This is a genomic window from Collimonas sp. GW821-FHT07E08 (assembly GCF_059418905.1).
Genome location: NZ_JBWKQR010000020.1, coordinates 23,158 through 35,499, shown reverse-complemented (window position 1 = coordinate 35,499; position 12,342 = coordinate 23,158). Strand labels below are relative to the sequence as shown.

Below are 12,342 nucleotides of genomic sequence, written 5' to 3'. Positions count from 1 at the left end.
TTTTCTCCTGAAGCGGCGCCGCCGAGGCGGCCGCGGATTAATCGTTCAAATCGGAACTGCTATCGGTGCTTTGCTACTGGCCGATGGTCAGCGTCTTCAGCATCATGTTCTTGGCGGTATTGAGCACCTCGACATTGGCCTGGTAAGAGCGCGAAGCGGAAATCATGTTGACCATTTCTTCCACCACATTGACGTTCGGCATGGTGACGTAGCCGCTGGCGTTGGCCAGCGGATGCTTGGGGTCGTACACCATGCGCAGCGGCGACTGGTCTTCCACCACGCCCGCCACCTGCACGCCGCCGACGGCGCCGACCGGATCCTGCTGGTCTCCTGCCGCCACCGCAAACACCACCTGCTTGGCGCGATAGGGCTGGCCATCGGGCCCGGATACGCTGTCGGCATTGGCCAGGTTGCTGGCGGTGACGTTCATGCGTTGCGATTGCGCGCTCATGGCGGAACCGGCAACGTCGAAAATATTCATGGATACATTGGACGGCATGGCTTGATCCTCGCTGGCTAAAACTGGAAATTCATTGCTGCACCGCCGACAGCAGCGACTTGATCTGGGCGCCGATGACGGTCAGGCCGGATTCGTAGTGGACCGCGTTGTCGGTGAAATTGACGCGCTCGACATCCATCTCCACGGTATTGCCGTCGATGCTGGACTGGGTCGGCACTCGGTACAGCAAATCCGGCTCGCCGGCGGCCATGGCCTCGCCCTGGATGTGGCGCGCGGAAGTGGTCGCCATCGACACCGGCTGCGCCTGCCGGCCTTGCGCCATCGCTTGCGTCAGGCTGCTGCTGAAATCGAAATCGCGCGCCTTGTAATTGGGCGTATCGGCGTGCGCGATATTCGACGACAGCACCTCTTGCCGGCGCGCCCTCAGGTTCAGCGCTTCCTGCTGAAAGCGCAGTGCTGCATCCAGTTTGTCTACCATCTTGTACCTACCCTCAACAGACCTTTTGATGAAAGCGATTATAGGTAGCGGGCGCCGGCGGCAATCAGCGGAACAGGCGGCTGATTCGGCCTCAATTCAAGATACGCCATGCCGGTCTCATTTGGGGCCGGGAAAATATTTTGCGACATCCTCGAAGCTCAGCCGGTAACCGTCCAGCACGCGCTTGATGGTCGATCCGCTGGGATCGGTGACCCTGCCGGTTTCGAGCTTGCTCAGCACCGGCACCGACAAGCCGCAGCGCCGGTGCATCGCGGTCAGCGACAGCCTCTTGCCGTTCTCGCCGGTTTGCTTCAAACGCATCTGCCGCAGGAAATCCGCCAGGGTGGCCGGGACTTCTTCATCGAATTCGCTCACGTTCGCCATTGCATGTCCTTGATTTTCAGATCGCCTTCCAGCAGGATTTTTTGAACCGGCGCGACAGGTTTCCGCAAACCATTATAGGCAGGGCATAACAATCCAATACCCCAAACAACACGCCAAACCGCGCCCAGTTCGGCGCTTGGCGACGGCGCGCGGTTGTCTAGAATCTGATGGCGGACATTCCGTCGCCATGAATTCCGATTGAGGGAAGATTCGATATGCATGCACCATTATCCCGGCGCCGCCGGCTTGCGATTACCTGCCTGATCCTTGCCGCGGCAGGACCAGGCGCCGGCAGCCGGGCCGCATCCGCCAGGACAGCGGAACTGAGCGGCAGCGCCAGGCCGGTGATAGAGCAGTTCCTGCTGGCCCAGGCCGGCGGCTTGCCTGGCAAGGTCAGCATCCGCATCGAGACGCCGATGTCAGGCGCCCTGCCCGCCTGCGATGCGCTGGAAGCGTTCCTGCCCGCCGGCGCCCGGGTCTGGGGACGGATCTCGGTCGGCCTGCGCTGCAACGGCAACGGTTCCACGACGCCGGCGTGGACGCGCTATGTGCCCGCCTATGTGGCGGTGGTGGCGAACTACTATGTAGCCAGCCGTCCCATCGATGCCGGCGACACCGTCGGCCCCGCCGATATCCAGCTGCGCCAGGGCGACCTCAGCGCCCTGCCGCGCGGCGTGGTCACCAATCCGCAGCAAGCCGCCGGCATGGTAGCCTCGAACCGGATTGCCCTGGGCGCGCCGCTGCGGCTGGAACTGCTGCGCGGCGCCACCGTGATACAGCAGGGGCAAAGCGTCAAAGTCCAGTCGCAAGGCTCGGGCTTCGTCGTCAGCACCGAAGGACGGGCGATGACCAATGCCGCCGCCGGCGTGGCGATACAGGTGAAGACGCAGGCAGGGCAGATGCTGAGCGGCATCGCCCGTGCCGATGGTTCGGTAGAATTGCCGAATTGACGCTTGTTTTTACAGCAATCCAGGCATTTTTAGCCGGAACCCTAAACATTCCGCGCAAGCTGCCGTTATAACGAACAGATCCCTTAGAGGAAACATCTTGAAAATCGATCAACCTACAAAGCCGCTCAATAGCGTGTCAAGCCCAGCCAACGCGGCGTCCAGCAAGGATAACGCGGCGCGCGCCGCATCCGCCGACGCCGCTGCCGCCGGCACCGCCAACAGCGCCAGCCCGCCTATGCCAGCCGCCCTGAATTCACTGTCGGCGCAAGTGCGCCAGCTGCAAACCCAGTTGCTGCAACCCGGCGCCGGCGATTTCGACGCCGCCCGGGTCGCCGAGATACGCCAGGCCATCAGCGAAGGCCGCTATCAGATCAATCCCGAAAAAATCGCCGACGGCTTGCTCGATACGGTACGCGACCTGCTGGGCAAGAAACCGTCATGAGCAGCGCGCTCTTCAAGCACCTGCAGCAGGAGCGCGCCGTCATGGACGCCTTTCTCGACCTGCTGGACCAGGAAGCGGAGGCGCTGATCAAGAGCCGTTTCGACGTGCTGCCGCTGATCACCGAACGCAAGGCCCAGCTGGCGGAACGCATCACTGCGCTTGAGCAGGAACGGGAACAGCGGCAACGGGCGGCCGGTTTCGACGCGGGACGAACCGGCGGCGACGCCGCGGCGGCGGCCGGCGGCGACAACCTGCAGCAAGCCTGGCAAGAACTGCTGGTGCTTGCAGCCCAGGCCCGCGACTACAACCATCGCAACGGCATCATGATCCATACCCACCTGGATTTCGTGCGGCGCTCGATCAATTTCCTGCGCGCCCACGGCCAATCGCTGTATGGCGCCGACGGCAAGCACCAGATCGGGCTCGGCAACGGCCATAGCCTGGCGTCGAGCTGAACGCCGCCTACTCCATAGCCCGGTTTACTCGTAGCTGACCATCACCTGGCTGGCCGCGCCCTGCAATGCCGGGGTCAAGGCTCCGCGCCCGTCGATCACAAAAGCAAACACGAAATTCGACCAGCCGTTGTCGCCGTCAAAGGCGGCGGTGCTGCCGCTGGCGCCGCTAAGAGCGGCACACCTGGCGTAGTTGCACAGATAGGCATGGATGCCGGCCGGCGGCGCTGTCAGGAAACTGTAGCGCCAGCCGACCCGGCGGGTCCTGGAGCCCGAAGAGACGCCGCTGCCGACCGGAGCTACCTGAACCGACTGATAAGCCACCCCACGGTAGAAGAGTGCGGGCGTGGAAACAGTAGCGCTCCAGGAACCTGCCACCCTGCCCTGTCCGCCCGCGGCGGCGCCGCTGTCAAGCCGGACGGCGCCGGGCCCGGCCGGCGGATTCTCCGCGCGTCCCATATAAGTACCCAGGCTGATTGCCGCGGCTGGCCGTTCTTCGGCGCAGACACCCGCGGCCGCCAGCCAGCCGGCCGCGCCGCAAAACAACAGTCGCCTCAGCCTAGGCCCGAAGCCGGCCAGGTCGCTCATCTCAGGCTACCTCGCTCCGGCTGGTTTCATTCAAGCGCACCCGCAGGCGGCTGATGGCCTGGCTATGCAGCTGGCAGACGCGCGACTGGCTGACTTCCAGGATGGCGCCGATTTCACGCAGGTTCATCTCCTGCTCGTAGTACAGGCTGAGCAGCAGCCGTTCGCGCTCCGGCATCAGGGCGATCGCCTCCACCAGCATGTGGCGCATGCCGCTGTCCAGCAAACGCTGCAACGGATCTGCGGCGCCGCTGCGGTCGCTGCTGTCGTGCTGGCGGTCGAGAAAGGAATTTTCATTGCTGCCGCCTTCGCAGTCTTCGTAATACACCAGCTGCGAACCGTGGATTTCCTGCAGCAGGTGCTGGTAGTCTTCCAGCGACAGCTGCATCGACACCGCGATTTCACGCTCGCTGGGCGGACGCGCCAGCTTCTGCTCCAGCGCCTGCACCGCGGCGTCGACCTTGCGCGACGATTGCCGCAAGCCGCGCGACAGCCAGTCGTTGGCGCGCAGCTCGTCCAGCATCGCGCCGCGGATACGCTGGCTGGCGTAGGTCTCGAACTGCGCGCCCTGGTCGTCCTGGTAGCGGTTGGCGGCGTCCAGCAGACCCAGCATGCCGGCCTGGATCATGTCGTCCAGCTCCACGCTGGCCGGCAATTTCGCGATCAGCTGCAAAGCCAGGCGCCGCACCAGCGGCGCGTATTGCGCCAGCGTGTCGGATTTGTCGATTTTTCCCTGAGCCGTATACATGATGGATTCCTCTTCCTGCTTTACTCACACAGTGTCCAGATTTCGGTTAACAACAGGGCGCGGCCATTGCAGCAGCTGGCCAGCGATGCGGCGGAAATCGATTGCCGCGGCGCTGGTCTGGAATGCCTCCACCACGCTCAGCTTGAGTCCCAGCGCGCGCACCAGCTGCGGGTCTTCCGCGACGCAGCCGGCAGGCTCCAGCGCCAGCCCCAGGTAACGGCTGCCGGCGCCGGCCAGGTTGCCCAGCACGCGCTGCGCCTCCGGCATGCCGGCCGCCAGGTTGAGCATGATCCGCAGGCGCTGCAGGGCATGCGCATAATGCAGCTGCTTGATGCAGGCGTAGGCGGCCGTGATGGAAGCCGCCTGCGGCCGCAGCACCACCACCACATCGTCGGCCTGCGCCGCCAGCGGTGACAAGGCGCCGTCGCGGTCGAGGCCGGCATCGACCAGGATCACCTGCCCCTGGAACAGATTGCGCACCTCAGCCACGGCAGGAGCATCGCCCTGGCGCACCGCCAGCAGCAGCGCGCCGCAAGCCAGGCGCGACGCCGCGGCCGACAGCGGCAGGCCGCCGGCAACATCGGACCAGCTGCGCGCCGCAGCGCCGGCCCACATCGCCGTTGCCGACCGCGCGCCGCTCTGCTCGTCCAGCAGCAGCACTTCTTTTCCTTGCTGCACCAGGGCCGCGGCCAGGTTCAAGGCAACGCTGGTGACGCCTATCCTTGGACTGCTGCCGACCAGCGCGATGACGCGCGCCGCCTGCATGCCCGAATGCTGCGCCATCAGGTTGCGCAAACCATCTGCCTGGTCGCTGACTACTTTGCTCACAGACGTCCCTTCATCCGGGCAACGCCGCAGCGCCCGGCGCCGGCGCCAGGCCGGGGACGCTATCGGCATCCAGCGCCAGCGCATCCAGCAGGGCGATCAGCTTGCCGAAACCTTCAAACAGCGCTGCCGCGGAACTGGCGCTGGCCGCGCCGGCGCGGATCCGATGGCCGGCCAGCTGGGCCAGCAGCGCGCGAGCGGCGCCGGCCCAGCTGCCGCGGTTATGCGCCAGGCGCCAGACGGTGGTGCTGACTTGCGCGGCGACCAGCAGGCGTTTTTGCATCTGGCTGTCGCCCGGCTCGGTGCAGGCATCGAGCTGCTGGATCGCTTTCTTGAGCAGCTTGTAGTAAGGATCGGCGGCTTGTTTCCAGCAGGCCCACGCGGCAAGCTGCGACGCCGTCGCCGACGGCGCAAGATTGGTCAGCAGGTACCAGCCGGCCAGCAGTTTTCCGCTGTGCGGATCGACGATGCGCACAGCCACGCAGCGCAAATTGAATGCGCCCGCATCGTGCCTTTTGTCGCCGGGCAAGGCGACTGCCGTCTCCGCCAGCATCTGTTGCGCCGGCTTGCCCTTGTAGAACATCGCCTGAGGCGTATCGAACACCAGCCGTTCCGCCAGTTTTGACAGCGATGTCCGGGCCGCGCCGTCCAGCACGCAAGTGGTGCCGCGCGCACGGGCCAGCCATGACATGCCGCCGGCCTGCCAGGATTCGATCAAGCCTGGCGCCGGCATTTTGTCGAGCAGGTGCACCACCGGCTTGCCGAAATCCTGGCCATGCACCCAAGCCAGCTGGCGTAGCGCCGGCGTGGCTACGGCGCCGTCTGCAGCGGCGGCAAACGCGGTGGACAGCAATTGATGCGGCGCCGCCAGCGGCATGCCGTCGCGATCCGACAGCAGCACGCTGGATTGCAAGGCATAGGCGTCGCCGCTGCGGCTGGCGGCCAGCTCGGTCTTGCCGCTGATCGCCAGCACTTGGTCGTTGCAAGCAAGGCCGATTTCCGTTTTCGCATGCGCCAGCAGCTTGTGGACCACTGCCTGGCTGCCGGTGCTGTCGTCCGCCAGGTCGCGCCATAGCCGGCTGCTGGTCTCGAAGCCGATCTCGCCGCCGGCCAGCGCAGCGGCGTTGGCCGCCAGCTCTTCGGCGTCGTGCGCCAGCACCCGGATCAGTTGCCGGCATTGGCCGCGCAAGCGTTCGGTGGCGGCAGACGCGGCCGCCAGTTCGGCGTCGTTGTTCAATGCCGCCGGCAGCTCGCCCAGGTCGGCTTCGCCCGGAACAAACAAGGCGCTGCGGCTGGCGCTCTGGAACACGCTGTCGACCAGTTGCGAACGCTCGGCCAGCATCAGGTTCTCCGGCACTTTCTGGCCGCAAGAGACGTAGTGCACCGGCAGCCGGTGGCGGATCACGGTGTCCAGCAATGCGCCGGGATGGGTCGCTTCGTCGGTCTTGGTGAAAATGCAGCCCGCCAGCTGGTTGCCGCCGGCGCTGTCCTTGTAGGCATGCACCACCTCATTCAGGGTGTCGCCGTGGCTGGCGGCGTTCAGCAGCAGCAAGCGCTTGACCGGGCGGCCGGCGCCGCACAGCATGGCGACCTGCTCGGAGACGCTGCGGTCGCGCTGGCTCTTGCCGACCGTATCGATCAAGACCATGTGCTTGTCGCGCAAATCCTCCAGCACCAGCCGCAGGTCGGCTGCGTCTTTCACCGCATGCACCGATACGCCCAGGATCTTGCCGTAGATGCGCAGCTGCTCGAACGCGCCGATGCGGTAGCTGTCGGTAGTCAGCAGCGCCAGCTTGTCGGCGCCGAAGCGCATCACGCAGCGCGCCGCCAGCTTGGCGGTGGTGGTGGTCTTGCCGACCCCGGTCGGGCCCATCAAGGCATAGACGCCGCCGCCATCCATCAGCGCATCTTCGTTTTCCATCAAAGGCAGGTTGCGCGCCAGTTCGGCCTTGACCCACGCCATGCCGGAGCCGAAATTCTGGCCGGTCGGCAGGTGGTCCAGCATCGCTTTCGCCAGGCTGGCGCTGAAGCCTGCGCCCAGCAAGGTGCGCAGCAGGTGGCCGCGCACCGGGTCACGGCGCTGCTTGTCGTTCCACACCAGGCCGGCCAGCTGCTCTTCGATCATGCCGCGCATCGAATGGATTTCGCTGATAACGCTACCGTTGCTGTCCGTGCCGGATGGCGCGGCGGCGCTTGCGGTTGGCTGTATGGCCACTGGTGCTGCCACCGCCGCTGGTGCGGCAACCACAGGAGCCGGGGCTGGTACAGATGCCGGCCGTGCATCGCCCGCGGTTTCCAGCATGGCGACGATTTCCGCGCCGGCGGCGGTCGCCCGGCTGGAAACGATGATGGCGTCCGGTCCCAGCCGTTCGCGCACCAGGCGCAGCGCTTCGCGGCTGGACGGGGCGACGATGGTGACGCTGTCAGTGCGCATGTTCAAGCCTTGCCTCCGATAGTGGCGGTTACTTTGATGGTGCGGGTATCAGGAATTTCGGCGTGCGACAGCACCTTGAGCTGCGGCAGGCTGCGGCGCAGGAAGCGCGCCAGCAAGACCCGCAGCGGATGCTGCACCACAAGCACCGGCGACAGGCCGAACTGTTCCTGGCGCGCGATCGCGGCCTGGGTCTGCGCCAGCAGGCTGTCGGCCAGCCCCGGCTCCAGCCCGCTGCCGTTGCTCAATGCCTGCAGCAGGACGCGGTCGAGCGAGCCGTCGAGGCCGATCACCTGCAGTTCGCCGTTGCCCGGGAACAGCTGCTGGGTGATGGCCCGGCCCAGCGCCAGCCGCACCAGCGATGTCAGTTCGGTAGCGTCGCTGACCGTGCCTCCGTGCTCCAGCAGGACGTCGAGGATGGTGCGCATGTCGCGTATCGATACGCTTTCGTCCAGCAGGTTTTGCAACACTTTCTGCAGCGTCGTCAGCGACAGCAGCTTGGGCACCAGGTCTTCGATCAGCTTCGGCGCATCCTTGGCGACACGGTCCAGCAGCTGCTGCACTTCCTGCCGTCCCAGCAGTTCCGCCGAATGGGCATGGATCAGGTGGTTCAGGTGGGTGGCGATCACAGTGCTGGCGTCGACCACGGTGTAACCGTAGATCTGGGCCTGCTCCCGCATGTGGCTTTCGATCCAGACCGCCGGCAGGCCAAACGCCGGATCGGCCGTCTGCACGCCGGGCAAGGTGGCGCTGACCTGGCCCGGGTTGATCGCCATCCATTGGCCAGGCCAGGCTTCGCCGTTGGCGATCTCCACGCCTTTGAGCGTGATCACATAGGAATTCGGCTTGAGTTCCAGGTTGTCGCGGATGTGCACTACCGGCACCAGGAAGCCGATGTCCTGCGCGAATTTCTTGCGGATGCTCTTGATGCGGCCCAGCAGTTCGCCGTTCTGGCTGCGGTCCACCAGGGAAATCAGGCGGTAGCCGACTTCCAGCCCGAGCGGATCGACCAGCGCCACGTCGTCCCAGCTGGCGTCCGCCGGTTCGGCAGCCGCCGCGGACGGCGGCGGCGCCTTGGCCGCATATTCCGCCGCCGCGCTTTTCTGCAGCAAGCGCCGGCCGAGATAGACCAGGCCGCCGGCAATGATCAGAAACGCCACATGCGGCATGCCCGGCACCAGTCCCATCAGGCCTATGATGCCGGCGGTCAGGAACAGCACCTGCGGATTGGAGAACAGCTGCCCCATCAGCTGCTGGCCGACATCTTCATCGGTCGTCACGCGCGAGACGATGACGCCGGCGGCGGTAGAAATCACCAGCGCCGGGATCTGCGCCACCAGGCCGTCGCCGATGGTCAGCAAGGTGTAGTTCTTGGCCGCCACCGAAATATCCAGGCCGTGCTGGGCGACGCCGACGATCAGGCCGCCGACCACATTGATCACCATGATCAGCAAACCTGCCACCGCATCGCCGCGCACGAACTTGCTGGCGCCGTCCATGGAGCCGTAGAAATCCGCTTCCTGCGCGACTTCGGCGCGGCGCTTGCGCGCTACGTCTTCGCCGATCAGGCCGGCGTTGAGGTCGGCGTCGATCGCCATCTGCTTGCCTGGCATCGCATCCAGCGTGAAGCGCGCGCCGACTTCGGCAATCCGCCCCGCGCCCTTGGTGATGACCATGAAGTTGATCACCACCAGGATCACGAACACCACGATGCCGACGGCGAAATTGCCGCCCACCAGGAAATGGCCGAAGGCTTCGATCACCTTGCCGGCGGCGTCCGGCCCGGTATGGCCCTCCAGCAGCACCACACGGGTGGAAGCCACGTTGAGCGACAGGCGCAGCAAGGTAGAAAACAGCAAGACCGCCGGGAAGGCGGCGAAATCCAGCGCTTTCATGGTGTACATGCTGACCAGCAGCACCATCACCGACAGCGCGATATTGAAGGTGAACAGCAGGTCGAGCAGGAACGGCGGCAGAGGCAGGATCATCATGCCCAGGATCATGATGATCAGCACCGGGCCGGCCATGCCCTTGACGCCATTGCCAGCCAATATGGCGGCCCCCAGGCGGGGCAGGGAACTGAATGAAAAAGCTGGGCCTGCTGGCTTCATGCCGGGCTTCCTAAAGTGTCGAGTGAATCGGGAACCGGCAGGTCGGCCGGTGTGCGTGGCGCGATGCCGCCCTCGCTGCGCCAGCGCTGCAGCTGGTAAACCCAGGCCAGCACTTCAGCCACCGCGGTGTACAGCGCAGCCGGAATTTCTTCGCCCAGGTTGGTATGGCGATACAGCGCCCGGGTCAGGGGCGGCGCTTCCAGCATGGGAATCTTGTGTTCGGCGCCAATGGCGCGGATGCGCAGCGCTATCAGGTCGGTGCCCTTGGCAACCACCCTGGGCGCGCGCATTTCCTTGTCGCTGTATTTGAGTGCGACCGCAAAGTGGGTCGGGTTGGTGACCACCACGTCGGCGGTCGCCACCTCGGCCATCATGCGCCGCCGCGCCATCTGTTGCTGCTGGCGCCGGATCTGCCCTTTGACGTGCGGATCGCCTTCGCTTTCCTTGTGTTCCTGCTTCAGCTCTTCGCGCGTCATGCGCAGCTTGCGGTAATAGCTCCACAACTGGTATGGCACGTCGATGGCCGCCACCAGCAGCAGCGAAGCAATGATCAGGCCGCAGCAATTGGCCACCAGCCGTACCGTATGCGCCAATGCGCCGTGCACCGGTTCGCTCAGCAAGCCAAGCAGCGTATCGAGGTTGCGCGACATGACCCAGTAGGCGATGCCGCCCACCAGTACCGATTTCGTGCATGCCTTGAACAGTTCCGCCAGCGACTGGCTGGAAAAGATGCGGGCAATGCCGGCCGCCGGATTGAGCTTGGAAAATTTGGGCGCCAGCGCATCCGGCGCAAACAGCCAGCCGCCCAGCATCAGCGGCGCAGCCAGGGCAGCCAGCGCCAGCATGGCCAGCAACGGCAGCAAAGCCTGCAGCGCTTCCTGCCCGGCAGCGGCGGCCTGGGTCAGCATGTAGGAGGTATCGAAGGCGGCGGCGCGCTTGAATTGCATGCCCTGCCGCAGGGCATGGCCGATATGCTCCGCCATCGGCACGGCCGTCAGCCACAAGCCGCCTATGCCGGTGCTCAGCATGACAAACGTGCTCAGCTCGCGCGAACGGGCAACCTGGCCTTCTTCGCGCGCCTTTTCCAGGCGCCGGGGAGAACCGGGTTCCGTCTTTTCGAGATCGCTTTCTTCCGCCATGCATGCTCCGAACCAGAAGGGACGAACAGCGCCCTATCAATATCGATTATTGATGCAAGGACGCAGATGCAATCGGGCAAACAAGGCGGGGATAGCGGTGCTGCTCAGGCAATCGCTGCGGCCGGGGCGTGTCTACCGCCGCCCTGGCCGCTTTTGTTTCAGGCGTGATGCGGATCCGCCATGGTCCGGGTCAGAAGCCCAGGCTGGACAGCAGGTCGTCGACCTGTTCCTGGTCGGACACCGCATCGGGATTTTCATCCGCATTCATTTGCGGACCGTTCAACAGGCCGTTGCCGTCGCTGCGTTTTTCCAGCGGCGTATTGTCGATCAGCACCTGCAGCAGCTGCTTTTCCATTTCCTGCACGACTTCCATCATTTTCTTGATGACCTGGCCGGTCAGGTCCTGGAAGTCCTGCGCCATCATGATTTCCATCAGCTGCGCGTTGATGGCAGAAGCCTGCTGCGGCACGTCTTTCAGGTAATTGCGGGTATCCAGCACCAGCACCCGGGCATCGTCCAGTTCGACCGGGCTGACAAACCATTCGTCCCAGCGCTGGCTGAGCGTCTTGGCCTGCTTGCTGAGTTTTTCCTGGATCGGCTGGGCGACGTCGATCGCGTTCAAGGCCCGTTCGGCGGCGCGCTCTGTCATCGCCGCCACGTAGTTCAGGCGATCGCGGGCATCCGGGATCGCCTGCGCCGCCTTGGCGATTTCCTGGTCCAGGCCGAGTTCGCGCATGCTTTCGCGCAGCAGGCGCGTCAGGTGGCCGATGCGGTTGACCAGCTGCTCGGCGGAATCGCCGGCCGCCGGCATCTGTAAGGCGTGCAGGCTCATATCAAGCGCTCTCTTTCGCAATTTTCTCGAATATCTTGGTGATCTTTTCCTCCAGCGTGGCCGCGGTAAAAGGCTTGACCACATAGCCGTTGGCGCCGGCCTGGGCGGCGGCGATGATGTTTTCCTTCTTGGCTTCGGCCGTCACCATCAGCACCGGCAGCCTGGACAGGGCCGGATCGGCGCGTATCGATTGCAGCATGGTCAGGCCATCCATGTTGGGCATGTTCCAGTCGGACACGACAAACCCGAAATTGCCGTCCTTGAGCTTGGCCAGTCCTGCCGCGCCGTCCTCGGCTTCGTCGACATTGACGAAATCGAGTTCTTTCAACAGGTTCCTTACAATCCGCCGCATGGTAGGAAAATCGTCCACCACCAGAATTTTGATACTTTTATCAACCATGATTACTCCACACTAAAAATAGGACCTGGCACGCATGCCCGCATTCCTGACGCTATGCCTGTATAACGTCACAAATGTAAAAAAACACAGGGCGGATATTGTTCC

15 protein-coding genes are annotated in these 12,342 nt (G+C 64.5%); 3 read left to right on the top strand and 12 right to left on the bottom strand.

Annotated elements, in window-relative coordinates:
* Positions 1–73 precede the first annotated feature (73 nt).
* The 4 genes from flgC to AC07RZ_RS21495 all read right to left on the bottom strand — a co-directional run bounded on the left by flgC (position 74) and on the right by AC07RZ_RS21495 (position 1,543).
* Complete coding sequence (gene flgC, locus AC07RZ_RS21510; protein WP_494669516.1) at positions 74–499, bottom strand: flagellar basal body rod protein FlgC; 426 nt, start codon at positions 497–499, stop codon at positions 74–76.
* A gap of 31 nt (positions 500–530) precedes the next feature.
* Positions 531–938: a flagellar basal body rod protein FlgB gene (gene flgB / locus AC07RZ_RS21505; protein ID WP_092398888.1), complete on the bottom strand. Its 408-nt coding sequence runs from the start codon at positions 936–938 to the stop codon at positions 531–533.
* Positions 939–1,055: 117 nt separating this feature from the next.
* On the bottom strand, positions 1,056–1,322 hold the full coding sequence (locus AC07RZ_RS21500; protein ID WP_061539106.1) for a helix-turn-helix domain-containing protein: 267 nt from the start codon (positions 1,320–1,322) through the stop codon (positions 1,056–1,058).
* Positions 1,310–1,543 carry a hypothetical protein gene (locus tag AC07RZ_RS21495; RefSeq protein ID WP_494669515.1) on the bottom strand — a complete coding sequence of 78 codons (234 nt, stop codon included), beginning with the start codon at positions 1,541–1,543 and terminating at the stop codon, positions 1,310–1,312. Before AC07RZ_RS21495 ends, AC07RZ_RS21500 begins: the two co-directional genes overlap by 13 nt.
* Here AC07RZ_RS21495 and flgA point away from each other — a divergent pair.
* The 3 genes from flgA (at position 1,538) to AC07RZ_RS21480 (ending at position 3,169) form a co-directional block, all read left to right on the top strand.
* Positions 1,538–2,272 (top strand): flagellar basal body P-ring formation chaperone FlgA, encoded by a 735-nt coding sequence (gene flgA / locus AC07RZ_RS21490; RefSeq protein ID WP_144742277.1) that lies wholly within the window; start codon positions 1,538–1,540, stop codon positions 2,270–2,272. The genes AC07RZ_RS21495 and flgA overlap by 6 nt on opposite strands.
* 97 nt (positions 2,273–2,369) lie before the next feature.
* The gene (gene flgM / locus AC07RZ_RS21485; protein ID WP_254785117.1) at positions 2,370–2,714 is read left to right on the top strand and encodes a flagellar biosynthesis anti-sigma factor FlgM; all 345 of its coding nucleotides are present in this window, start codon (positions 2,370–2,372) and stop codon (positions 2,712–2,714) included.
* On the top strand, positions 2,711–3,169 hold the full coding sequence (locus AC07RZ_RS21480) for a flagella synthesis protein FlgN (RefSeq protein ID WP_494669514.1): 459 nt from the start codon (positions 2,711–2,713) through the stop codon (positions 3,167–3,169). Before flgM ends, AC07RZ_RS21480 begins: the two co-directional genes overlap by 4 nt.
* A gap of 24 nt (positions 3,170–3,193) precedes the next feature.
* On the opposite strand, the gene AC07RZ_RS21475 is transcribed toward AC07RZ_RS21480, so the two are convergent.
* From AC07RZ_RS21475 to cheY, 8 genes are all read right to left on the bottom strand, one after another.
* Positions 3,194–3,754: a flagellar protein FlhE gene (locus tag AC07RZ_RS21475; protein ID WP_494669513.1), complete on the bottom strand. Its 561-nt coding sequence runs from the start codon at positions 3,752–3,754 to the stop codon at positions 3,194–3,196.
* Position 3,755: 1 nt separating this feature from the next.
* Positions 3,756–4,499 carry an RNA polymerase sigma factor FliA gene (locus AC07RZ_RS21470; RefSeq protein WP_494669512.1) on the bottom strand — a complete coding sequence of 248 codons (744 nt, stop codon included), beginning with the start codon at positions 4,497–4,499 and terminating at the stop codon, positions 3,756–3,758.
* A 24-nt stretch (positions 4,500–4,523) separates the two neighbouring features.
* Complete coding sequence (locus tag AC07RZ_RS21465) at positions 4,524–5,327, bottom strand: MinD/ParA family ATP-binding protein (RefSeq protein WP_494669511.1); 804 nt, start codon at positions 5,325–5,327, stop codon at positions 4,524–4,526.
* Between the two features lie 10 nt (positions 5,328–5,337).
* On the bottom strand, positions 5,338–7,758 hold the full coding sequence (flhF, locus tag AC07RZ_RS21460; RefSeq protein WP_494669547.1) for a flagellar biosynthesis GTPase FlhF: 2,421 nt from the start codon (positions 7,756–7,758) through the stop codon (positions 5,338–5,340).
* 2 nt (positions 7,759–7,760) lie between these two features.
* Positions 7,761–9,866: a flagellar biosynthesis protein FlhA gene (gene flhA / locus AC07RZ_RS21455; RefSeq protein ID WP_494669510.1), complete on the bottom strand. Its 2,106-nt coding sequence runs from the start codon at positions 9,864–9,866 to the stop codon at positions 7,761–7,763.
* Complete coding sequence (gene flhB / locus AC07RZ_RS21450; protein WP_494669509.1) at positions 9,863–11,005, bottom strand: flagellar biosynthesis protein FlhB; 1,143 nt, start codon at positions 11,003–11,005, stop codon at positions 9,863–9,865. Before flhB ends, flhA begins: the two co-directional genes overlap by 4 nt.
* A 190-nt stretch (positions 11,006–11,195) precedes the next feature.
* Positions 11,196–11,837 carry a protein phosphatase CheZ gene (gene cheZ / locus AC07RZ_RS21445; protein WP_144742283.1) on the bottom strand — a complete coding sequence of 214 codons (642 nt, stop codon included), beginning with the start codon at positions 11,835–11,837 and terminating at the stop codon, positions 11,196–11,198.
* A gap of 1 nt (position 11,838) precedes the next feature.
* Positions 11,839–12,237, bottom strand: coding sequence for a chemotaxis response regulator CheY (gene cheY, locus AC07RZ_RS21440; RefSeq protein ID WP_092398906.1), 399 nt, complete (start codon positions 12,235–12,237; stop codon positions 11,839–11,841).
* Positions 12,238–12,342 lie beyond the last annotated feature (105 nt).

What these genes read in the sequence shown, in the direction of transcription:
- flgC (WP_494669516.1), bottom strand. Translation starts at nt 499, where the DNA reads ATGCCGTCCAATGTATCCATGAATATTTTCGACGTTGCCGGTTCCGCC.
- flgB (WP_092398888.1), bottom strand. Translation starts at nt 938, where the DNA reads ATGGTAGACAAACTGGATGCAGCACTGCGCTTTCAGCAGGAAGCGCTG.
- AC07RZ_RS21500 (WP_061539106.1), bottom strand. Translation starts at nt 1,322, where the DNA reads ATGGCGAACGTGAGCGAATTCGATGAAGAAGTCCCGGCCACCCTGGCG.
- flgA (WP_144742277.1), top strand. Translation starts at nt 1,538, where the DNA reads ATGCATGCACCATTATCCCGGCGCCGCCGGCTTGCGATTACCTGCCTG.
- AC07RZ_RS21495 (WP_494669515.1), bottom strand. Translation starts at nt 1,543, where the DNA reads ATGCATATCGAATCTTCCCTCAATCGGAATTCATGGCGACGGAATGTC.
- AC07RZ_RS21480 (WP_494669514.1), top strand. Translation starts at nt 2,711, where the DNA reads ATGAGCAGCGCGCTCTTCAAGCACCTGCAGCAGGAGCGCGCCGTCATG.
- AC07RZ_RS21475 (WP_494669513.1), bottom strand. Translation starts at nt 3,754, where the DNA reads ATGAGCGACCTGGCCGGCTTCGGGCCTAGGCTGAGGCGACTGTTGTTT.
- AC07RZ_RS21470 (WP_494669512.1), bottom strand. Translation starts at nt 4,499, where the DNA reads ATGTATACGGCTCAGGGAAAAATCGACAAATCCGACACGCTGGCGCAA.
- flhF (WP_494669547.1), bottom strand. Translation starts at nt 7,758, where the DNA reads ATGCGCACTGACAGCGTCACCATCGTCGCCCCGTCCAGCCGCGAAGCG.
- flhA (WP_494669510.1), bottom strand. Translation starts at nt 9,866, where the DNA reads ATGAAGCCAGCAGGCCCAGCTTTTTCATTCAGTTCCCTGCCCCGCCTG.
- flhB (WP_494669509.1), bottom strand. Translation starts at nt 11,005, where the DNA reads ATGGCGGAAGAAAGCGATCTCGAAAAGACGGAACCCGGTTCTCCCCGG.
- cheZ (WP_144742283.1), bottom strand. Translation starts at nt 11,837, where the DNA reads ATGAGCCTGCACGCCTTACAGATGCCGGCGGCCGGCGATTCCGCCGAG.
- cheY (WP_092398906.1), bottom strand. Translation starts at nt 12,237, where the DNA reads ATGGTTGATAAAAGTATCAAAATTCTGGTGGTGGACGATTTTCCTACC.